Annotated in this window: 8 protein-coding genes; 3 read left to right on the plus strand and 5 right to left on the minus strand. The window is 75.1% G+C overall.

The annotated features are described in order from the left end of the window. Positions 1-51: 51 nt before the first annotated feature. Together ACFV6D_RS12990 and ACFV6D_RS12995 are read right to left on the minus strand one after the other, a co-directional pair. Positions 52-12,849 (minus strand): MupA/Atu3671 family FMN-dependent luciferase-like monooxygenase, encoded by a 12,798-nt coding sequence (locus ACFV6D_RS12990; protein WP_380559624.1) that lies wholly within the window; start codon positions 12,847-12,849, stop codon positions 52-54. A gap of 159 nt (positions 12,850-13,008) precedes the next feature. Then, positions 13,009-14,289 carry an MFS transporter gene (locus ACFV6D_RS12995; RefSeq protein WP_380334179.1) on the minus strand — a complete coding sequence of 427 codons (1,281 nt, stop codon included), beginning with the start codon at positions 14,287-14,289 and terminating at the stop codon, positions 13,009-13,011. Positions 14,290-14,660: 371 nt separating this feature from the next. Here ACFV6D_RS12995 and ACFV6D_RS13000 point away from each other — a divergent pair, with 371 nt between their 5' ends. Both ACFV6D_RS13000 and ACFV6D_RS13005 read left to right on the plus strand, forming a co-directional pair. Beyond that, complete coding sequence (locus tag ACFV6D_RS13000) at positions 14,661-15,317, plus strand: 1,4-alpha-glucan branching protein (protein ID WP_380559626.1); 657 nt, start codon at positions 14,661-14,663, stop codon at positions 15,315-15,317. A 247-nt stretch (positions 15,318-15,564) separates the two neighbouring features. Continuing rightward, positions 15,565-16,437 (plus strand): universal stress protein, encoded by an 873-nt coding sequence (locus ACFV6D_RS13005; protein WP_380424082.1) that lies wholly within the window; start codon positions 15,565-15,567, stop codon positions 16,435-16,437. An 84-nt stretch (positions 16,438-16,521) separates the two neighbouring features. Here the strand turns inward: ACFV6D_RS13005 and ACFV6D_RS13010 are convergent, their stop codons facing one another. Both ACFV6D_RS13010 and ACFV6D_RS13015 read right to left on the minus strand, forming a co-directional pair. Next, positions 16,522-17,175 (minus strand): GAP family protein, encoded by a 654-nt coding sequence (locus ACFV6D_RS13010; protein WP_380375760.1) that lies wholly within the window; start codon positions 17,173-17,175, stop codon positions 16,522-16,524. 169 nt (positions 17,176-17,344) lie between these two features. Beyond that, a complete protein-coding gene (locus ACFV6D_RS13015) occupies positions 17,345-17,914 on the minus strand; it encodes a TetR/AcrR family transcriptional regulator (protein WP_380375761.1) in 570 nt (189 codons plus the stop codon). Between the two features lie 71 nt (positions 17,915-17,985). Between ACFV6D_RS13015 and ACFV6D_RS13020 the strand changes: the two genes are divergently transcribed. Next, positions 17,986-18,471 (plus strand): FBP domain-containing protein, encoded by a 486-nt coding sequence (locus ACFV6D_RS13020; protein ID WP_380559628.1) that lies wholly within the window; start codon positions 17,986-17,988, stop codon positions 18,469-18,471. Positions 18,472-18,660: 189 nt separating this feature from the next. Here ACFV6D_RS13020 and ACFV6D_RS13025 read toward each other — a convergent pair whose 3' ends face one another. Continuing rightward, positions 18,661-19,872: a hypothetical protein gene (locus tag ACFV6D_RS13025; protein ID WP_380559630.1), complete on the minus strand. Its 1,212-nt coding sequence runs from the start codon at positions 19,870-19,872 to the stop codon at positions 18,661-18,663. Between the last annotated feature and the right edge of the window lie 494 nt (positions 19,873-20,366).

The raw sequence follows: 20,366 nt of genomic DNA on the forward strand, positions 1-20,366 counted from the left end.
GGGCCCCAGCGGTTCCCCCCCCCCATCCCCGGGGGGCGCGGCGCGGCCGCGTTACTCCAGGGTGCCGTCCGGCCGCCCGCGGCCGAGGTCGCCGGTGCGGTAGCGGCGGCCGTCCGGGGTGTCGGTGAAGGCGGCGGCGCTCTCCTGCTCCCGGCCGGGGTAGCCGAGCCCGACCTGGACGCCGAGCGCGTGGATCTCGCCGACCGCCCCGGGCGGGACGGGGCGCCCGGCGGCGTCCAGCAGCAGGATGCGGGTGCCCGGCACCGGGCGGCCGATCGGCGCGTGGTCCGGTCCGTCCGGGGCGACCTCGCCGGCTGTGACGGCGTGGGTCTCGGTGGGGCCGTAGTGGTTGATCAGCCGGCAGCCGGGGTTGCGGGCGAGGAAGGCCCGCAGCCCGGGGGTGAGCAGCAACTGCTCGCCGCCCGTGATCAGTTCGCGCAGGTGGGGCACCGGTTCGTCGCCGAGGGCGTCGACCAGCGCGGCCAGCGGGGTGTACGGCAGGTGCAGCCGCTCGGCCCGGGTGGCGCGGACCACGGCGGCCAGCGCCGTCACGTCGTAGCGGGTCTCCTCCTCGATCAGCAGCAGGGTGCCGCCGCCGGCCAGCGTGGTCAGCACCTCCTGGACGCTGACGTCGAACCCGCAGGAGGCGTACTGCAGGGTGCGGGCGGCCGGGTGCTCGGCGACGTTCCAGGCCAGCAGCGCGGACAGGCCGAGGGTGTGCATCAGCACGCCCTTGGGGCGGCCGGTGGAGCCGGAGGTGTACAGCAGGTACGCGGGGGCCTGCGCTGAGGGGGCGGGCAGCGGCGGCAGTTCGGCGGAGGCGGCGACAGCGTCGGCATCGGCATCGGTGTCCGTCAGGACCGTCGGCAGGGACAGGCCCATCAGGTCCGCGTCCGAGGCGGTGAGCAGCACGGTCGGCGCGCTGTCCGCGGCGATCAGCCGGCAGCGCTCCGGGCCCTGCAACGGGTCGATCGGCACGTGGACGGCGCCGAGGCGCAGCACGGCCAGCAGCGCGGCCACCTGGTCCAGCGAGCGCGGCAGCAGCACGCCCACCCTGTTGCCCTCCCGCACCCCGGCGGCCAGCAGCCGGCCGGCCAGTTCGCCGGCCCGGGCGTGCAGCGTCCGGTAGTCGGTCCCGGTGCCGTCGGCGGCGACCACCGCGAGGGCGTCCGGACGGGCGGCCGCGACGGCGGCCACCGCCGCCAGCGGGTGCGCGGGCGCCGGCTGCGCCTCGGGCCCGCACTCCAGGGCGGGGTCGGCCGGGGCGGCCGTCAGCTCGGCGAGCGGGCGGGCCGGGTCGGCGACGGCGGCGGTGAGCAGGCGTTCGAAGGCGTCGAACAGCCGGTCCACCGTGGCCCGGTCGAACAGGGCCTCGGCGTACTCGACGTGGCAGCGGATGCCGTCCGGCAGGTTGGTGAGGAAGAGCGACAGGTCGAAGGCGGAGCGGTCCACCACGTCGTCGAGCGGGCGGGCCGTCACCCCGGGCAGGTCCAGTTCGAAGACGGCGTGGTTCTCGAACTCGACGAGGACCTGGAAGATCGGGTTGCGGCTGGTGTCCCGCTGCGGGTTCAGCTCCTGGACCAGGACCTCGAAGGGCAGCTGCTGGTGCTCGTAGGCGTCCAGCGCGCTGGAGCGGACCCGGTCCAGCGCCTCGGCGAAGTCCGGCTCCCCGGACAGGTCCAGCCGCAGCGCCAGCGTGTTGACGAAGAAGCCGACCAGGTCCTCGGTGCCCTCGGTCCGGTTGGCCACCGGGGTGCCCAGCACCACCTCGTCCTGGCCGCCGTAGCGCTGCAGCACCCCGGCGAAGGCGGTGAGCAGCACCATGAACAGGGTCGAGCGGCGGCTGCGGGCCAAGTCCCGCAGGCCGTCGGAGAGTTCGGCGGGCAGTTGACGGACGTGGGAGCGGCCCCGGCCGTCCGGCACCGCCGGGCGCGGCCGGTCGGTCGGCAGGGCCAGCACCGGCAGGTCGCCGCCGAGCACCTTGCGCCAGTACGCGAGGCTCTCGTCGTACGCCCCGGCGGCCACCGCGGCCCGCTCCCGGACGGCTTCGGCGGCCGGCGTGGTGGTGAGCACCGGCAGCCGGGCGGGGCGCTGCTCCCGGGCGGCCCGGTACAGCTCGCCCAGTTCCCGGGTGATCACCACGGTGGACAGGGTGTCGATCACGATGTGGTGCATCGACAGCACCAGGACCTGCCGGTCGGGCCCCGTCTCCAGCAGCCGGGCCCGGAACAGCGGGCCCTCGGTCAGGTCGAAGCGGCGGGTGCCCTCGGCGGCGACCAGCGCGGCCACCGCCTCGTGCTCGGGCCCGTCGGCCGCGACCCGCTCCAGCAGCGGGCCCTCGGGCACCGGGAGCACCTGCTGGAACGGTTCGCCGTCCTGCTCGCGGAAGGCGGTGCGCAGCCCGACGTGCCGTTCGACCAGCGCGCGCAGCGCGGTGTCGAGTGCGGCCGGGTCGAGCGGGCCGTCCAGCTCGATGGCCTTGACCTCGTTGTACTGCCCGGTGTCGGGCAGCATCCGGTGCAGGAACCACATCCGCTGCTGCGCGTAGGACAGCGGGGCGCCGCGCTGGGCGGAGCGGCGCAGGGCGTCGATGTGCGGCATGCCGGAGGCCACCTGGTCGGGGGCGAGCCCGAAGTCCACGAAGCAGGCGATCTCGTCCGCGCCGGCCGCCCGCAGCTCGGCCAGCACCGACTGCACGCTCTCCGGCGTGCCGATCAGCGCGCGGGAGGCGCAGTACCGCTCGTAGGCGCGCTCCAGCACGAACTCCAGGTCCTCCTCGCGGGTGTTCTCGAAGTCCAGCGTCAGGCCGAGGCTGTTGGCAATCTGCCCGAACAGCGAGAGCGAGGAGCGCAGGTAGTGGCAGAACGGGCGGTACGCCTGCTCGCGGGCGGTGGCGAGGTCGGCGCCCAGGTAGGTGTGGACGAGCACGACCACCCGGCCGGCCTCCGGGTCGAGGCCGTGCTCGGCCCGGGTGCGCCGGTAGAGCGCGACGTTCTCGGCGAGCTGGGCGACGTCCTGGGTCATCAGGTTGGTGATGATGCCCAGGTCGTGCCGGGCGGCCTCGCGGAAGCTGTCCGGGTTGCCGACGATCGCGGTGAACATGGGCGGCTGCTCCTGCAGCGGGCGCGGGTGCAGGGTCACCTCGATCGGCTCCCCCTTGCCGTTGCGGCCCCGGTAGGGCTCGCCGCGCCACAGCGCCCGGACGGTGTCGATCTGCTGGTGCATCAGCTCCTTGTGGCCGCTGTAGTTCTCGGGGAAGAACAGGAAGTCGTTGGGGTGCCAGCCGCTGGCGCAGCCCAGGCCGACCCGGCCGCCGGACAGGTTGTCGACCACCGACCACTCCTCGGCCACCCGGACGGGGTGGTGCAGCGGCAGGACCGCGCAGCCCGCGTTGAGCCGGATCCGGGTGGTCTCCCGGGCCAGCGCGGCGGCCAGCACCGAGGGGTTGGGGAAGATCCCGCCGAAGGAGTGGAAGTGGCGCTCCGGCAGCCAGACGGCGTGGAAGTCGTGCCGGTCGGCGAAGCGGGCGCTCTCCAGGACGATGCGGTACTTCTCGTCCTCCGGGGAGTCCAGGGGGTAGTCGCCGAAGAAGTAGAGGCTGAAGTCGACGGGGCGCTGCGGGTCGCTGACCGGGTGGTAGGGCGTCCCGGCGGGCTCGGTGTGGCCGGTACCGGTCTGGCCGGTGCCGGTGCCCGTGGCGCCGGTGGTGCCGGTGCCTGTACGGTCGTCCGCCGCGGGCGCCGGCAGTGCGGCCGCCGGGCGCGGGGCCGGGAGCCGTACCCCGGGCGAGGCCGGGAAGAAGCCGCCGCGCCGCAGGTCGCGCAGCGAGTCGCGGACCGCGTCGGCCACGAACTCCAGGTCGCCGTCGGTGTGCGCGGTGGAGAGGAAGAAGTTGCGCCACTCCCACACGTAGACCCCGCGGGTCAGCAGTTGCGGGAAGAGCAGTTCCATGTCCGCCCGCGGCTCGAACCGGAACAGCGAGCCGAAGTGGGCCAGCCGCAGCGGGAACTCCTCCTCCTCGAAGAACCCGTTGAGGGTCGCGGCCAGCTCGTCGGTGCGGGCGTTCAGCCGCTCCTGCAAGCCGGGGCCGGACTCCTTGAGGTGGCGCAGCACGGCGCCCGCGGCGGTCATCGCCAGCGGGTGCTGGATGTAGGTGCCGCCGAAGAAGGTGGTGTCCTTGGGCGGGTAGCTGTCGTCCCCGTAGTCCCAGTGGCCGCCGTCGATCCCGTCCAGGATGTCGGCGCGCCCGGCGATCGCACCGATCGGGTAGCCGCCGCCGAGCACCTTGCCGTAGGTGGAGACGTCCGGGGTCACGCCCCAGAAGCCCTCGGCGCCGCGCAGGTGCGGGCGGAAGCCGGTGAGCATCTGGTCGAAGATGAGCACGATGCCGCGGCGGGCGGTCAGTTCGCGCAGCGAGCGGACGAACTCGACCGGCTGGCGCCCCGGGTGGCGGCTCTGGACGGGTTCGACCAGCACGGCGGCGATCCGGTCGCCGAGTTCCTCGATCACCTGGAGGCTCTCCGGATCGCCGTACCGCAGCACCACGAGGTCGGCGACCGCGCTGCCGGGGATGCCGATCGACACCGGGACGGTCTCCCGGTCGGCGCCGCGGCCCACGGTCCGGCCCAGGGTGTGGTCGAAGTGGCCGTGGTAGGAGCCCTCGAACATGACGATCTTGTCCCGGCCGGTGTACGCGCGGGCCAACCGGATCGCCCCGGCGTTCGCCTCGGTGCCGGAGTTGGCGAACGCGACCCGCTCGGTGCCGGTCAGTTCGGCCAGCAGTTCGGCGGCCTCACCGGTCTCCGGGCCGCGCGGGCCCAGCCGCAGTCCGCCGGCCAGGTGCTCGCGGACGGCGTCGGAGACGAACTCCGGGTCGTGGCCGAACAGCAGGACGCCGAAGCCCATGGTGATGTCGACGTACGTGTTGCCGTCGAGGTCCTCCAGGCGGGAGCCCCGGGCCCGGCGGGCGGCGAGCGGGTAGAGCATCTCCTTGGTCGCGGAGCGGAAGCCGACCACGGCGCGGCTGTCCGCGAGGGTGCGCCGGTGGCGGCGGGTGACCGCCTTGGAGGCGGCGGTCCGGGCGGTGAAGCGGGCGACCAGCTCGTCCACGTGGGCGCGCTGCTGCTCGGTCAGGCCGCCGGAGGCCATGCCGGACTCCCGGGAGACGGTCACCCGGGGGCCGTGTACCTGCGGGGCGGGCGGGGTGGCCGGCGCGGGGGCGGGTGCGGCGGCGACCGGGGTGACGGCGGGGGCATTGCCGGCGGGGGTGACGGCCTGCGGCAGGGGGACAGGAGCGGCAGCCCCGGGGAGCGCGGACGGCGCCGTCCCGGTCCCGGCCAACAGGCCGAGCTGGTCGCGCATCAGGTCGGAGAACTGGCCGAGCAGGGCGAGCTGGCGCTCGATCAGGCCAGTGCCGTCGGCCACCGGGGCGAGCACGGGCGGTGCCGTCGGCGCGGGCGGGACGGGCGGAGCGGGCGGCGTGGGGAGGGCGGCTGCCGCGACCGCCTGGGGCGGGGCTGCCGGAGCCGGAATCGACGCCGCTTCCGGGGCGGAAACAGGGGCGGCGGCAGGGACCGGTGCCGGAGCCGCCGCCGGCTCGGGCACGGCGGCCGGCAGCAGCGCGTCCCGGACGGCGGGCTCCAGCCGGCCGGCGATCAGCCCGGCCAGCCGGGCCGGGGTGTCCGCCGCCTCGAACAGTTCGCGCATCGAGACCCGTACCCGGAAGGTCCGCTCCAGGTCCCGGATCATGTTGATCATCGAGAGCGAGTCGGCGCCGAGGTCGAAGAAGGGCTCGTCGGCTCCGACCGACCCCTCGTCGTGGCCGAGCTGGCGGGCCGTCTGCTCCAGCACCTGGCGCAGCACGGCCTCCTCGGCCAGTTGCTCGGGGCTCGCTGCGGGCGCCGATACGGGCGTCACTGCGGCGGGCGCCGGGCCGGGTGCCGACGCGGCCTCGGGTATGGCCGACGGCGGAACGGGCTGCTGGGGCGGCGGTGCCTGGTGCATGGCGGAGTCCTCGGTGGTCGGCCGGTCGGGGGCGGTGAACCAGTGGCGGCGGCGCTGGAAGACGGTGGTCGGCAGGGGTACGCGGCGGGCCGGGCCGTCCGGCCAGTCGCGGGCGGCGGCGAAGCGCGCCCAGTCGAGCGGGACGCCGTGGGACCACAACGCGGCGGCCGCGACGCCGAACTGCCGCTCCGGCGGTGCGCCGCGCCGGGCGCCGGCCACGAAGTGGCGGTGCGGCAGCTCCCGGCGGCCCATGCCGGTGAGCGTCGGGTGCGGGCCGAGCTCAAGGAAGAGCTCGTGGCCCTGCCCGTCCAGGGCGGCCAGGACCAGGTCGAAGCGCGCGGTCTCCCGGGTCTGCCGGACAAAGTAGTCGGGCGTCGGCACGGTGCCGGGGGCCAGCACCTCGCCGCCCAGGTTGCTCACCAGCGGTACGGTCAGCGGCCGCAGGCGCAGCCGGGCGAGCTGCCCGCGGAACGGGTCGAGCACCGGGTCGAGCAGCCGGGAGTGGAAGGCCCGGTCGGTGGCAAGCCGTTCGGTGGTCACACCGTCGGCGGCCAGCACGGCCTCGGCTGCCGCGATCTCGCGCGGCGCTCCGGCCAGCACGCACTGGCCGGCGCCATTGACCACGGCCAACTCCACCCCGGGCAGCCAGTCGCCGAATGCGGCGAGCCGCTGCGGGCCGGCCATCACCGCCGTCATGGCGCCGGGCTCGGTCGCCCGGTGCATCAGCCGTCCGCGCACCGCGGTGAGGAACATCCCGTCGGCGAGGTCGAGCGCGCCCGCCGCGTGGAAGGCCGCGTACTCGCCGGCGCTGTGCCCGGCGACCGCGGCCGGACGGAGCCCGAGCTCCTGCCAGAGCCGCAGGTAGGCCGCTTGCAGGGCGAACAGCGCGGGCTGCGCCGCCTCGGTGGTCCAGGCGTCGTCGGCTCCCTCGGGCACGGCGTCGAGCAGCAGCGGCAGCAGCGGCTCGCCCCAGGCGTCGCGGTGCAGCCGGTCGCACTCGTCCAGCACGGCCCGGAAGACCGGGAAGGCGCGGTGGAGTTCGGCGGCCATGCCCCGGTACTGGGCGCCCTGGCCGGTGAACAGCAGCACCGGCTGCACGTCGCCGCGCCGGGCCTCGCGGTGGACGGGCGCGGCGCCGGAGGTACGGCCCGCAACCGGTACGGCACCGGAGGCGCGGCCCGCAACGGGCACGGCGCCGGAGGTACGGCCCGCCAAGTGGGCCTCCAGGCCCCGGCGCAGCTCGTCGGGGTCGGCGCCGGTGACGGCGAGGCGGTGGCGCAGCGCGCGGCGGCCGCCGCCGAGAGTGAGCGGCAGGTCGCCGGGGGCGGGGGCGGGCCCGGCGGCCAGCCGGTCGCGGAGCAGGCCGGCCAGGGCGGTCAGGCCCTGCTCGGTGCGGGCGGACAGCGGCAGCACGGTCGGGGCGGGGCGCGGGTCGGCGATGCCGGTTGCGGCCGCCGGCGCCTCCTCCAGCACCAGGTGGGCGTTGGTGCCGCCGACGCCCAGCGCGCTGACCCCGGCCCGGCGCGGGGTGGGGCCGGCCGGCCAGTCCCGGCGCTCGGCGGAGAGCCGGAACGGGCTTCCGTCCAGTTCCAGCGCAGGGTTGGGGCGGCTGAAGTTGACCAGCGGCGGGATCGTGCCGTGCCGCAGCACTAGCAGGGCCTTGATCAGCCCCGCCATTCCCGCGCAGGTGTCCAGGTGGCCGATGTTGGGCTTCACCGAGCCGAGCGAGCAGAAGTCGGCGGCCTCGGTGCGGGCGCGGAACGCCTGGGCCAGCGCCCGGAACTCGATCGGGTCGCCGAGCGGGGTGCCGGTGCCGTGCGCCTCGATGTAGCCGACGCTCTCGGCCGGCACCCCGGCCAGGTCCAGGGCCCGGCCGACCACGGCCGCCTGCCCGTCCACGCTGGGCGCGGTGTAGCCGACCTTGAGCCCGCCGTCGTTGTTGACGGCCGAGCCGAGGATCACGCCGTGCACGGTGTCGCCGTCCGCCAGCGCCCGGTCCAGGCGCTTGAGCAGGACGGCCGCGACGCCGTTGCCGCCGACCGTGCCGCCGGCCGCCGCGTCGAAGGCCCGGCAGGCGCCGTCCGGGGAGAGGATCGACCCCTCCTCGTAGCGGTATCCGGCGGCCTGCGGGGTGTGCAGGGCGGCGGCCCCGGCCAGTGCCAGGTCGCAGTCGCCCGCCAGCAGTGACTGCACCGCGAGGTGGACCGCGACCAACGAGGTCGAGCAGGCGGTCTGCACGCCGATCGCCGGCCCGGTCAGGCCCAGCCGGTAGGCGACCCTGGTGGCGGCGAAGTCGGCCTGGTTGCCGATCGCGGTCTGCAGCGCGGCCACCGGCTCGGCCGGGTCGGCGGTGGCGGCCAGGGTGTGCTGGTAGTAGTTGCGCAGCGCGTACAGGGTCATGCCGGTGCCGGCGAAGACCCCGACCCGGCGGCGCGGGTCCGGGGCGTCGTAGCCGCCGTCCTCCAGGGCCTGCCGGCAGATCTCCAGCAGCAGGCGCTGCTGGGGGTCCATCAGCGCCGCCTCGGTGCCGCTGATGCCGAAGGCCTCGGCGTCGAAGTGGTCGGTGTCCGGCAGCGCGCCGGTCACCGGGACGAAGTCGGGGTGGCGGTACTCCGCCGGGCGCAGGCCGGCCGCCGCCAGCTCGTCCTCGGTGAACCGGGTGGTGCTGCGGACGCCGTCGACGATGTTGCGCCAGTACTGGTCGGGGCTGTCGGCGCCGGGGAAGCGCAGGGCCAGGCCGACGATGGCCACCCGGCGGTCGCCGCCGGGCGCGGCGGTGGCGGCCGTGGCTGCGGTGGACGCGGTGGGCACTTCGGTCAGGTGCGCGATCAGGGCGTCCACGGTGGGGTGCCGGAACAGCTCGGTGGGCGCCGGGGGCGCCGGCAGGACGGCACCGAGCGCGCCGTGCACCCGCATCAACTGGAGCGATCCGATGCCGAGTTCGGCGAGCGGGCGGCCAGGGTCGAGCGGGGTGTCGAGGACGGCCTCGAAGGCGTCCAGGACGGCCCGGCGCAGCTCGGCGGTGGCAGGGGTGGGGGCGGCGTGGGCAGGACTGCCAGGGCCAGGCGGTACGGCTGCGGCCGGTGCGGTGGCCCGCTCGTCGGCCCGCTCGTCGGCCGGCCGTCCGGCGGGCCGTGCGGCAGGCGCTTCGCGGACCGGTCGCGGTGCAGTGGCCAGCAGGCGGCGGCGCGCGGCGGGGGCGCTCGGGTCGGGCCCGGCGTACCAGCGGCCCGGGGCGGCGGCCAGCAGCAGCGAGGCGAGTCGGCGGCCGTGCGCGGCGCTCAGCACGGCGATGCCCCGGTCGGCGGCGGCCTGCTCGTGGTCGGCGGCGCGGTTCATGCCGACCCCGCTCCACAGGCCCCAGGAGATCGTCCAGGCCGGGGCCCCGGTCTCCCGGTGCAGCCGTTCGACGGCGCTCTCCAGGTAGCGGTTGGCGGCGGCGTACGCCGTGGAGCCGACGGCCTCCTGGAAGCCGACCATCGAGGAGAAGCCGACGAACTGGGCGCCGGGCCGCTTCCGGACCAGCTCGACGAGGTGGTCCGTGCCGGTCGTCTTGGCGCGCACCGCCTCGCGCCAGCCGTCGGGGCCGGTGTCCGCGAACAGTGCGAGCCGGTAGCTGCCGGCCAGGTGGAGCACGCCGTCCAGCGGCGCCTGCCAGTCCCGTTCGGCCTCGGCGACCACCTCCGCCAGCTGCTCGGGGTCCGTCACGTCGGCGCGGCGGTAGTCGACCCGGCCGCCGTAGGAGGACAGCCGGTGCAGCGCCGCGCGGCGCTCGGCCGCCTCGGCGGTCGGCGCGTCCAGGTCGGTGCGGCCGATCACGAGCAGCCGGGAGCCGTGGTCGCGGAGCAGGCCGGGCAGCAGCTCGGCGGCGATCCCGCCGAGGCCGCCGGTGACCAGGTAGCGGGCGCCGGGGGTGAGCAGTGAGCAGCCCTCGGCTGCGGTACCGACGTCGGGGGCGGTGGCGGTACCGCTTACGGTCTCGGCCGGTCCCAGCCGGGGCACCCACGGGCGGCCCTCGCGCCAGGCGCACTCCGGCTCCGGCCGGGGCTCGGCCAGCAGGGCGAGCAGCGCGGCGGCCTGCTCGGCGGCCGGTGCGCCCGCCGGCAGGTCGATGTGCCGGGCGGCCGGCACCAATTGCTCGGCCCGGGCTCCGGCGGTCAGCGCCGCCGTCAACTCCGCGCTCGGGTCCGGGAGTTCACCGGGCAGCACGGCATGCAGCCCGGCACTGACGGTGACCAGCTCGCCGATCGGCGGCCGGCCGGCCAGGGCCCGCAGCAGGGCGAGCAGCGCTTCGTCCCGCGCCGCCGCGTCCGAGGGCCGCGGCGCGTCCTCGGGCCCCGCGCCCCACAGGTGCACCACCCGCGCGGGGCGCTCCTCGCCGAGCGCCCGCAGCCACTCCCCCGGGTCGGTGGTCGGCGGCCGGTCCACCACCACGGCCTGCGGCAGGGCGGCGCGCAGCGCCTCGGCGAGGGTGCCGGGGCCGGCGGGGCCGAGCAGCAGGGTCGGCCCCACCGGAGCCCCGTCGACCGGGACCGTTCCGGCCGCCGGGGCCTCCGGCACCGGGCGGGGTTCCCAGGCGAGTCGGCGCACGCAGTCCGGCAGGGTCCGGGAGTTCGCCTCCGCCAGGTCCAGGGCCACGATGTGCTCGTCGAGTTCGCCGTCGAGCAGCCGCCGGCGCAGCGCGGTGCGCTGGATCTTGCCGCTGGTGGTGCGCGGGAACTCCGACGGCGGCACCGGCAGCACCAGAGCGGGGGCGGGCTGCCTACGGGCGGCCAGCAGCCGCCGGACCTCGGCGGCCACGGGCGGTGCGGGGGCGTCCTGGTCGTTCGGCACGTAGACGACCACCAGTTGCTCGGTGCCGGTGCGGTCGTCCGGGACCCCGAAGGCGGCGACGTGCCCGGAGCGCACCCCCGCCACCGAGGCCACCACGTCCTCCAGCTCGTGGCAGAAGTAGTGCACCCCGTTGACGATGATGATCTCCTTGCGACGGCCGGTGAGCACCACCTCCCCGTCGGCCAGGAAGGCCAGGTCTCCGGTGTCGAACCAGCCGTCGCCGACGAAGGACTCCCGGTCGGCGGCCGGGTTGTTCAGGTAACCGGGGGTCACCCGGCCGGAGTTGACCTGGAGCCGGCCGACCCAGTGCTCGGGCAGGGCCCGGCCGTCCTCGCCCGCCACCCGCATCCGGGTGCCGGGCGCGGGACGCCCCATGCTGAGGAAGCCGGTGCCGCGCTCGTGCGAGGCCGGGTCGGCGGGCTCCAGCCGGCCGCTCAGCGAGTCGGTGCGCACCAGGCGGCGGGCGCCGTCCTCGTGGTAGCGCTTGTAGGTGATCACGGTGCAGGTCTCGGCCATGCCCCAGCCGAGCAGGACGTGGTCCGCGCGAACGCCGAACGGCCCGGTGGCGGCCAGGAATTCGTCCAGCACCGCCTCGGTGCACTGCTCCCCGGCGTTGATCAGCGACTTGAGCGCGGAGAGGTCCCAGTGCCGGCCGGGACCGGCGGCCCGGACCGCCTCGGCGACCAGCCGGAAGCCGAAGTTGGGCGACCAGGAGTGCGCGCCCCGGTAGCGCTCCAGCGTGTCCAGCCAGACCAGTGGGTCGGCGAGCACGAGTTCGGTGGGCACCTGCACCTGGTCGGCGGCCAGCGCCACGTCCCGCAGGTGGAACATCAGCAGCCCGGCGACGTGGTCCAGCGGCAGCCAGTTGACGGTGACGTCCTCGGGCGAACTGCCCTGGGAGGCGGCGCCGGCCACGTACTCCAGGATGCCGCGGTGGGTGATCTGCACCGCCTTGGACCGGCCGGTGCTGCCGGAGGACAGCTGGAGGATCGCGACGTCGCCGGGGTCCGGGGCGTGCTCGGCGCCGGGCGCGCCGATGGTGCCGGTGTCGGGCACGCCGATGGTGTCGGGCGCGGCGCCGGTGTCGGTGGCGGCATCGGTATTGGCGGGCCGGTGGTCGACCGCGATGACCCGCAGGCCGGGCGCCGGGTAGAGCTCCCCGAGCCGTGCCAGGCCCGCCACCGCCGGGCCGCAGGCGAGCACCGGCGGCTCCTCCAGGGTCTGCCAGGCGTGCCAGAGCTTCTCCAGTACGGGGTTGCGCTCGTCGTAGGCCGGCGGGCGGGCCACCGTGACCGGCTGCACCCCGCCCAGCAGGCAGGCCCACAGGGTGGGGAAGTAGCGCTCCGGGTCGGGGACTTGGAGGATCACCCGGTCGCCCGCCCGCAGTCCTGCGGAGGTCAGCAGGGCGAGGGTCTCCCGGGCCTGCTCCAGCAGTCGGCGGTAGGTCAGCCTGGTCGCCCCGCCGTCGGCCCGGACCAGGTGCAGGCCGCGCCCGGGGTGCCGCTCGGCGGCGCGCAGCAGCGCCTCGGGCAGCGTCCGGGGCGCGTCCGGCGCCGGGTCGGGCAGCGGGGCGCCGACCGCCTCCGTCCCGGTGCCCTCGGGGGCGGCCGCCGGGCCGTCCGGGGCGGGGCCCGCCGCCGTCCCGGCGTCGCCGAACGGCCGCCAGTGCGCGGTGAGTTCGCGCAGGTGGCGCAGGGCTGGCCCGGGCTCGGCGGGCGGCCGGGCGGCGGCGGCCGCCAGTGCGGCGCGGTCGGGCTCGCCCTGCGGGGTGCGGACGATGCCGTCCAGGAGGTGCACCTCGGCGCTCGGGTCGGCGTCCAGCAGGGCCGCAGCGGCCCGGCGGCGCAGCGCGGCGGTGTCGGTGTCGGCGGCGGGCACCAGGTAGGCCAGCAGCCCGCGGCGGCCGTCGGCGCGCTCGACCGGCAGCAGCGCGCAGTCGGCGACCTCGGGACGCAGCAGCAGCCGGGCCTCCAGGGCACGCAGCCGGGCGCGGTCGGGACCGGTGGAGCTCATCAGGTACGGCACCTTTCGGATCGGTGCCGGGGCGCGCGGGTACGGACCGCCCCGGGGTACGGAGGGTGAGCGGATCGGGCTGGTGCCTGCGGCGCGGTGGCGCCGGCGGATCCGGTGGCGCGGTGCTTGTGTCGGGGCAGGTGCGTTGGGGTGGGGGGTTCAGCGTTTGCGGGACCGGGCGACCACGACCAGGAAGCCGAGCGCCAGCACGATCGGGACGGCGTGCGAGACGCCGACCACGGTCAGCGGGCTGAGCAGCGCCAGCAGCGATCCGCTCAGCAGCATCCCGGTGCCCATGCCGACGTTCTCGGCGGAGGCCAGCAACCCGAAGGCCTGGCCGCGCCGTTCGTCGGCGAGGGCCTGGATCCGGGTGGTGTACGAGATCTCGGTGAAGCCGTCGCCGAGCCCGGCGCCGATCGCCGCCAGCAGGAACAGCGGGGTCGGCAGCCCGGTGAAGACCAGGATGAAACAGCCGGACATCAGACAGGTGCCCAGGGCGAAGGCGCGCTCGCCCGGTTCGATGCCCCGGCGCAGCAGGAGCCGGGAGACCAGTTGCTGGGCGCCGAGGTTGCCGACCGCCCAGGTGGCCCAGAACATGCCCAGCAGCGCGGCCGGGTTGCCGGGAGAGTGCTGGTTGGCGAAGACCGGCAGGCTGATGTTGTGCGCGGCCGAGCCGAAGGCGTCCAGCAGCCGGATCGCCGCCATCGCGCCGACCACCGGGGCGGCCCGCAGGACGATCAGCGCCTGCCACCGGCTCCCGCGCCGCTTCGTCCCCCCGGCGGAATCGGCGGGATCGGCGGCATCAGCCGGTTCTGCGGCGGGCTGCTCGGCGGGCTCGGCCCGGGTGCGCAGCGGCAGCCGGAGCACCACCGCCGCGAACACCAGGAAGCTGGACGCGTCGATGAGCAGCGCCGCGCGGAACCCGGCCCAGGCCACCACCACGCCGGCGGAGGCGAAGCCGAGCACCATGGCGGCCGAACGGCAGCTGGCCATCAGGCTGTTGGCACGGGCCCGGCGCTCGGAGCCGACCATCTCCGGGATGCTGGTCCGCAGTGCGACGGCGCACACCGCGGCCGCACCGCCGAAGACCAGCGCGAGCGAGTAGAGCACCGGGATGCGCGCGGGGACGGGCGCGAGGGCCACCACGACCAGGGCCAGCGCCTGGGCCAGCGCGCAGCCCGTCATCAGCCGCCGCCGGTCGGTCCGGGCCACCAGGCGCCCGGAGACCAGCCCGCCGACGAGGCCGCCGGCCAGTCGGATGATCAGGTACCCGGCCGTGCCGAGCGCGTTCCCGGCCGCCTCGTAGGCGAACAGGCTGAGCGCCACCAGGTCGAGCTGGCTCCCGTACGTGGACAGGGCGTCGCCCAGTGCCAGCCGGTAGAACACCCGGGGCAGCTTGTCGGCGCTCTGGTGCGGTACTTGCTGTGCAGTGTCCGGCACCGGTCCCCCAGGCACGCCGTGTCGGTCGGTTCAGTGTGACATTGCACTGCAATCTAAAGGTGACCCCGCAGCAGATCAAGACCTTGATCGCCTGCTTGTCCGAAAGATCGCAAGTTCGGCCGACCCGGAACCATCTTTCCAGCCAGACTGGCGAGTTGGTGCCGGTACGCCCTACCGCCCGACGGCCGCGACGATGCCGCCGGGCGGTAGGCCCGCCGGTGGACGACCGAGGACAGGGAGGCGAGTTGGGCCAAGGCCAGGGCCAGGCCGGAACGGCGACGAACCTCGCAGCGGAACCTGCCTGCCCGTCAGCCCCGCACGGGTGGGAGGGTATGACCATCGCACTCGTACAACGGAGGAGCACCCCCGGCATGTCCGTCATCCACCACACCACCCTCCAGCCGAGCAAGCTGGAGCTGCTCGCCTCCTGGCTCCCCTCCCGGCCCTGGTACCGCGGCGGCTCGGGCGCCCCGGACCTGGCCAAGGCCGGCGGCTTCCGGCTGGACGACCCCCAGGGCGAGGTCGGCATCGAGTTCATGGTGGTCACCGACACCTCGGGCCCCGCCCCCGCCACCTACTTCGTCCCGCTCACCTACCGCGGCGCCCCGCTCGACGGGGCGGAACACGCGCTCGTCGGCACCATGGAGCACGGCGAGCTGGGACGGCGCTGGGCCTACGACGGCTGCCACGACCCGGTGCTGGTCGCCCAGTTGTCGGCCCTGATCGAGGGCCGGGTCCAAGCCCAGGACCAGAACATCAGCGACACCCCCGACCTGGAGGTCACCCGCTCCTACCGCGGCGACACCCCCCTGAACCCCACCACCGCCGACGACGACCAGGAGGGCACCTCGCTGACGGCCCCCCGGGGCACGACCCTGCGCCTGCACCGGGTGCTGCACCCCGCCGCCGACGACGCGGCCCTCCCCGCCCTGGAGACCGCCGGCCACCTCGGCGGCGCCTGGCAGCTGCCCGACGGCACGCGCACACGGGGCCTGTTCGCCGCCCTGCACCCCGCCCCGCGCGCCTGACCCGCGCTCTGACCCGCGCTCTGACCGCCCACGCTCCCCAGACCGATCCCCCGAGCCGAGCCCGGACCGCCCGGGGCGCCACCCTGCGCCGGGAGGCGCCGGGAGGCGCCCGCAGCGGCTCCCGCCGATACTGGCCGGGGCGCCCGGGCCACGTACGACCCGCGGGACGCGGCATGGACCACGGTCGCCGCCACCCTCGACCCACAGCGGGCCTGACCGGCCCGGACCCGACCGCTGGGAGGTCACCGTGAACGGTCCCGTCGCCGTGGACGGTCCCGTCGTCGCGGGCTTCGACGGTTCGCCGGAGAGCCTCGCCGCCACCGCGTGGGCCGCCCGGGAGGCGCTGCGCCGCGGGCTCGCCCTCGAACTCCTCCAGGCCTGGCCCTGGCCCAAGCGGGACTCGGTCGGCACCAACGAGGTGTACAACCGCAGCCGGGACGCCCTGGCCGCCCGCGAGGCGGAGCTGCGCGCCGCGCACGCCGGCCTCCAGGTTTCCTCCCGCCAGGTCCCCGACGACCCGGCCAAGGCGCTGGTGGCCGCCGGCCGGACCTCCGCCGTGCTCGTGCTCGGCTCCCGGGGGCTGGGGCCCGTGCGCGGCTTCCTGGTCGGCTCGGTGAGCCAGGAGGTGCTGCGCCGGGCCACCTGCCCGGTGGTGCTGGTCCGGGCCGGTGAGGGCGAGCAGGGCGCCGCCACCGACCCCGTCCTGGTGGGCGTCGACCTCGTACATCCGCCGGACGACGTCCTGGCGTTCGCCTTCGAGGCGGCCGCCCACCGCTCGGCCCCCCTGCGGATCGTCCACGTCTGGGCGCCGCCGGCCGGCAGCGAGTACATGGCGTTCGACGCCATCGGAGGGCTGGAGAAGGAGCTGTCCGCCTCCGAGCGGAAGCAGTTCGCCGACGTCCTGGCCCTCTGGCTGGCCCGCTACCCCCAGGTGACCGTGACGTCCGAACTCGTCCGGGGCAACGCCGCCATCGTCCTGGTGGAAGCGTCGGAGACGGCACGGCTGGTCGTCCTCGGCCGCCACGTCCGGCGGATGCCTCTCGGCGCGCACCTCGGCCCGGTGGCACACGCCGCGATCCACCACGTCCGCTGCCCGGTCGCCGTCGTCCCGGACGCCTGACCAGCCGCAGCAGCCGCAGCAGCCGCCCCAGGCCCTCATCCGTCCAGGTGAGCGGGACCGCCGTCGAGGCGGCCCTCACGCCGGTCACAGCCCGCTGGCACCGTCGATGACGAGGAGCACCCCGATCACGGCGAGGACCACAGCGGTGACGGTGCTGTTATGGGTCTCCAGCCAGGTCCTGGCCCTGCCCAGCGGAGTGAGGACACGCTCCCCCCGCGCGATGTGGAGCAGCACGGGAAGCACGACGGTGGAGACGGCGAGCGCGGTGAACACCGCCACGGCGATGACCGTACGGGGCGGACCCAGTTCGGCGGAGCCGATGGTCAGCCCTGCCGCCGCGGACAGCAGGATGGTCTTCGGGTTGGCCCCCGACAGCAGGAGACCCAGCCGCAGGGCCTTGGCCGGCGTGGCATCCGTGAGGCTCCGCATCCAGGCCGGGGTCCCTTTCTTGCCGCCGGAGAGCCACTGCCGCCCGGCGAGCAGGACGAGGACCGCGCCGAGGACGACTTTGGTCCAGGACGCCCAGGTGGGGGTCTCCTCGCGGGTCTCGATGACGGCCGCGAGTGCCGTGAACGCGGACGCCGCCACGAGGATTCCGGCCGCCCACCCGGCCAGGAAGGCTCCGGCCGTGGCCCTGGGCCGGGGAGTGAACAGCAGGAGGAGCGCCGGCACGATCGGCAACGGCGACAACGCGATGGCCAGGGCCAGCGGCGCCACCTCGCTCAGCACGACGTTCACGGACCACCTTCCTCCCGCCGCTGCACAGGGCCCGGGCGGCCTGGTCGACCTCAATTCTCCCGCCGGACGGGCTCCGCCGCCCGCAGTCCCGGGCGGGAACGGTCACCTGGCCGCACCCCGGGGCCGGCCCCGGCCGTCGGATCCGCGCGGAGCCGCGCGGAGCGGGCGGTCAGGCCGCCGGCCAGTTGCGCAGCAGTGCGTCGAGGGCGTCGAGGATGCGCGCCCAGGTGTCCTCGGTGCCGCGCGGGGTGTGCTGGAAGCTCCCGGCCCGTTCCAGGGCCACGTAGCCGTGGAAGGTGCTGCCGAGCAGCCGGACGGCGTCGGTCTCGTCGGGTTCCGCGAGGTCGTAGCCGCGCAGGATCGCGCGCGTCATCTGGGAGTGCCGGACGCCGGCGCTGGCGCGCGCGGTCTCGGGGTCGAGTTCGAGCTGCGCGGCGGCGTAGCGACCGGGGTGTTCGCGGGCGTAGTCGCGGTAGGCGTTGGCGAAGGCGGCCAGGGCGTCCTTGCCGGCGCGTCCGGCCAGGGCGGCGGCGACCCGGTCGGCGAGTTCCTCGAGTGCGAGCAGGGCGATCCTGGTCTTGAGGTCCTGGGAGTTCTTGACGTGCGAGTACAGGCTCGCGTCCTTGACGCCGAAGTGTCGTGCCAGCGCCGAGACCGTGACCTTGTCGAAGCCGACCTCGTCGGCCAGTTCCGCTCCCGCCCGGGCGAGTCGTTCCGCGTTCAGTCCTACGCGCGCCATGGCCTTCCCTCCGATCGACTGAGGCCATTATACATTTGCCTAATAGTCCTAGGTAATTTACGTTGACTCCTATGAAGCCGTTGACCGAGCAAGAGATCCGTGCCGCCTTCGTGAACTGCACCAAGGGCGAGGCGAAGCGACTGCACATCCCCCGCGACCTGGCCGAACAGCCCTGGGACGACCTGGACTTCCTCGGGTGGCGCGACCCGCAGGCGCCCGATCGCGCCTATCTCGCCGCCGAGTCGGGCGGCCGCGTGGTGGCGGTCGCGCTGCGCTCCTCCGGCGCCGCCTCCTGGCAGGCCCGCCGCAGCATCTGTTCGCTGTGCGTGACCACCCACACCGGAGGCGTCTCGCTGCTGGTCGCGCCCCTGGCCGGGAAGGCCGGCAAGCAGGGCAACTCCGTCGGCGCCTACATGTGCAGCGACCTCGCCTGCTCGCTCTACGTGCGCGGCAAGCGGGAGACCGGCACCCGGCTGCACGAGTCGCTCACCGTCGAGGAGAAGATCCGCCGCACCGCGGTCAACCTCGCCGCCTTCGTCGCCAAGGTCACCGCGTGAGCCGCGGCGGCGCGTCGCCCCGGGACGTCGTCCTCGCCCTGTGTCGACTCCTCGCATCACCGGACACCGGGCCCGCTGCGGCGGGCCCGGTGTCCGTCTGAGCCGCACCTCACCCACGCTCCGGGATCAGGACTTCCGGCAGCCGTTGCGAGCCGTCAGCGCCCCACTGCCCACGGGCCGGTGCCGGTACTACATGCAGGCACCGGGGTAGGGGTTGGGCTGGTGTCCGGTGGTGAGGGGGGTTGCGGTGGTGGCGGCCGTGTCGAGGGTGTGGAAGAGGGCGCGTGCGGCGGCGCCGGTCACGGACATCTGGGTGGCGGCGGTGAGTTCGCTGCCGGTCATGGGGTTGTGGCCGGCCTGGACGAGGGCGCTCACGCCGTCGGCGCCGAAGGCCTTGACGGTGCCTTCGAGGTCGAACACCGGGATGGTGGTGGCACCGAGGCCGGTGAGCATTCTGATGTCGTCGACGACGGTGGTGAGGTTGTCGTACGGCGGGATCCCGGCATTGCCGATGGTGACCTGTCCCGCGGTGCCGAAGTAGCGCTGGATGTCGGTGAAGTAGGACGCCACGTAGCCGGATCCCAGGTCGATCCCGAAGGCGCGGTAGGCCTGAAGGAAGTACTGGTCGTAGCCGGTCGGCGGGAACGCCGTGATGCCGAGCGCGGCCTGCAGGGCGATGCTGCCGTTGTCGAGGTCGTCCAGCGCGTAGGGCACGGGCGAGCCCGAGATCCGCATCCCGTTCTGGTGCGCCCAGGCGATGGTGTCGGCGTAGGTGTGGATCGCGCGGCACTGTGCGGCGGGGTCGAGGCTATTGGCGTTCAGCAGGGCATTGAAGCCGGTCAGGTCCTTCTGGGTGAGGGCCTGGGCCACGGCCTGGTCGCCGGTGGGGGATTCCAGGTCGAGTACGGCCTGGGAGAACTGGAGGTCGTGGGCGAGCGACCAGACGTGGAAGTCCTCGACGGCGCTCTGGACGAGGGCGGCGTTCTGCTCGGTGTCGAAGGTGCCGTCCGACAGCGGCACGGTGATCCAGGCGCTGACCGGCACGCCGCGGGTGTTCGCCTGCTCGACCAGGGCCAGAGCGTCGGTGCGCTGGTTCTCGCCCGGCAGCGCGGGGCCGAAGTCCGAGCCGTACACGAGGTCGAGGTAGAGCGGGCTGTGGCCGGCGGCCAGGGTGTTCCACACGGTGTCGGTGAACGCGCTGAGGTCCCGCGGACAGGTCAGCGGGTCCTCCGCCAGACACGGCTGGACCTCCTGCCCCGCCCAGAACGCCACCTGCGCGGCGAGGGCCCGGCCGGCGGGTACGGCCCCGGCCGGTGCTGCGCCGATGCCTGTGAACACCGAGCAGACGAGCACGCTCGCCGCGGCGATAGCCGAAGCTCTGGCGGACAGCGGATTTCTCATGGGTCTTCCTGTTCGCGGTCGTTGTCGGCGACGTGCGCCGTCACCGTTGTGGAGTGCCGCCTGGGTAGGCGGGGTGTCTCTGCGCGGGGGCCCCTTCACGGTGTCGTGGGGAGCGCGTCGCGAAGGGCCGCTCCGGCCGGGCCGAATCCGTAAGCCTCACGAACCTTCCCGAGAGACCGAGAGACAGGATGGGAGCGATGCCAGGAGCTCCCGACAGCCTTGCACGACATCAGACATCCGATTGACTACACAGTGTGACGATTAAGTGGAGCACATCCCCACTCGACCTGAGAGCATCGCAACGCGAAGGAAGTTCGTGCCGCCACTATCTGCCGCCCGGAAGACAGCCCGGGCTCGGCTGGGCCCTGTCGGCGGAACCGGCTCCTGCGGGAAAACGGGCGCCCGCCGGGGGGGGGGGGGGCGGCCCCGGCACCCCCCCCGACGCGTGGAGAGCGTTTGATGAGAACACTGTCGGCGCCCCCCACCCGCGTCAG

The organism is Kitasatospora sp. NPDC059812, assembly GCF_042732075.1.
Lineage (GTDB): Bacteria > Actinomycetota > Actinomycetes > Streptomycetales > Streptomycetaceae > Kitasatospora.

Bases quoted from the DNA above. Each gene is read 5' to 3' on its own strand.
- ACFV6D_RS13015 (WP_380375761.1), bottom strand. From the start codon at position 17,914: ATGGCGCGCGTAGGACTGAACGCGGAACGACTCGCCCGGGCGGGAGCG.
- ACFV6D_RS13020 (WP_380559628.1), top strand. From the start codon at position 17,986: ATGAAGCCGTTGACCGAGCAAGAGATCCGTGCCGCCTTCGTGAACTGC.
- ACFV6D_RS12990 (WP_380559624.1), bottom strand. From the start codon at position 12,849: ATGAGCTCCACCGGTCCCGACCGCGCCCGGCTGCGTGCCCTGGAGGCC.
- ACFV6D_RS13025 (WP_380559630.1), bottom strand. From the start codon at position 19,872: ATGAGAAATCCGCTGTCCGCCAGAGCTTCGGCTATCGCCGCGGCGAGC.
- ACFV6D_RS13000 (WP_380559626.1), top strand. From the start codon at position 14,661: ATGTCCGTCATCCACCACACCACCCTCCAGCCGAGCAAGCTGGAGCTG.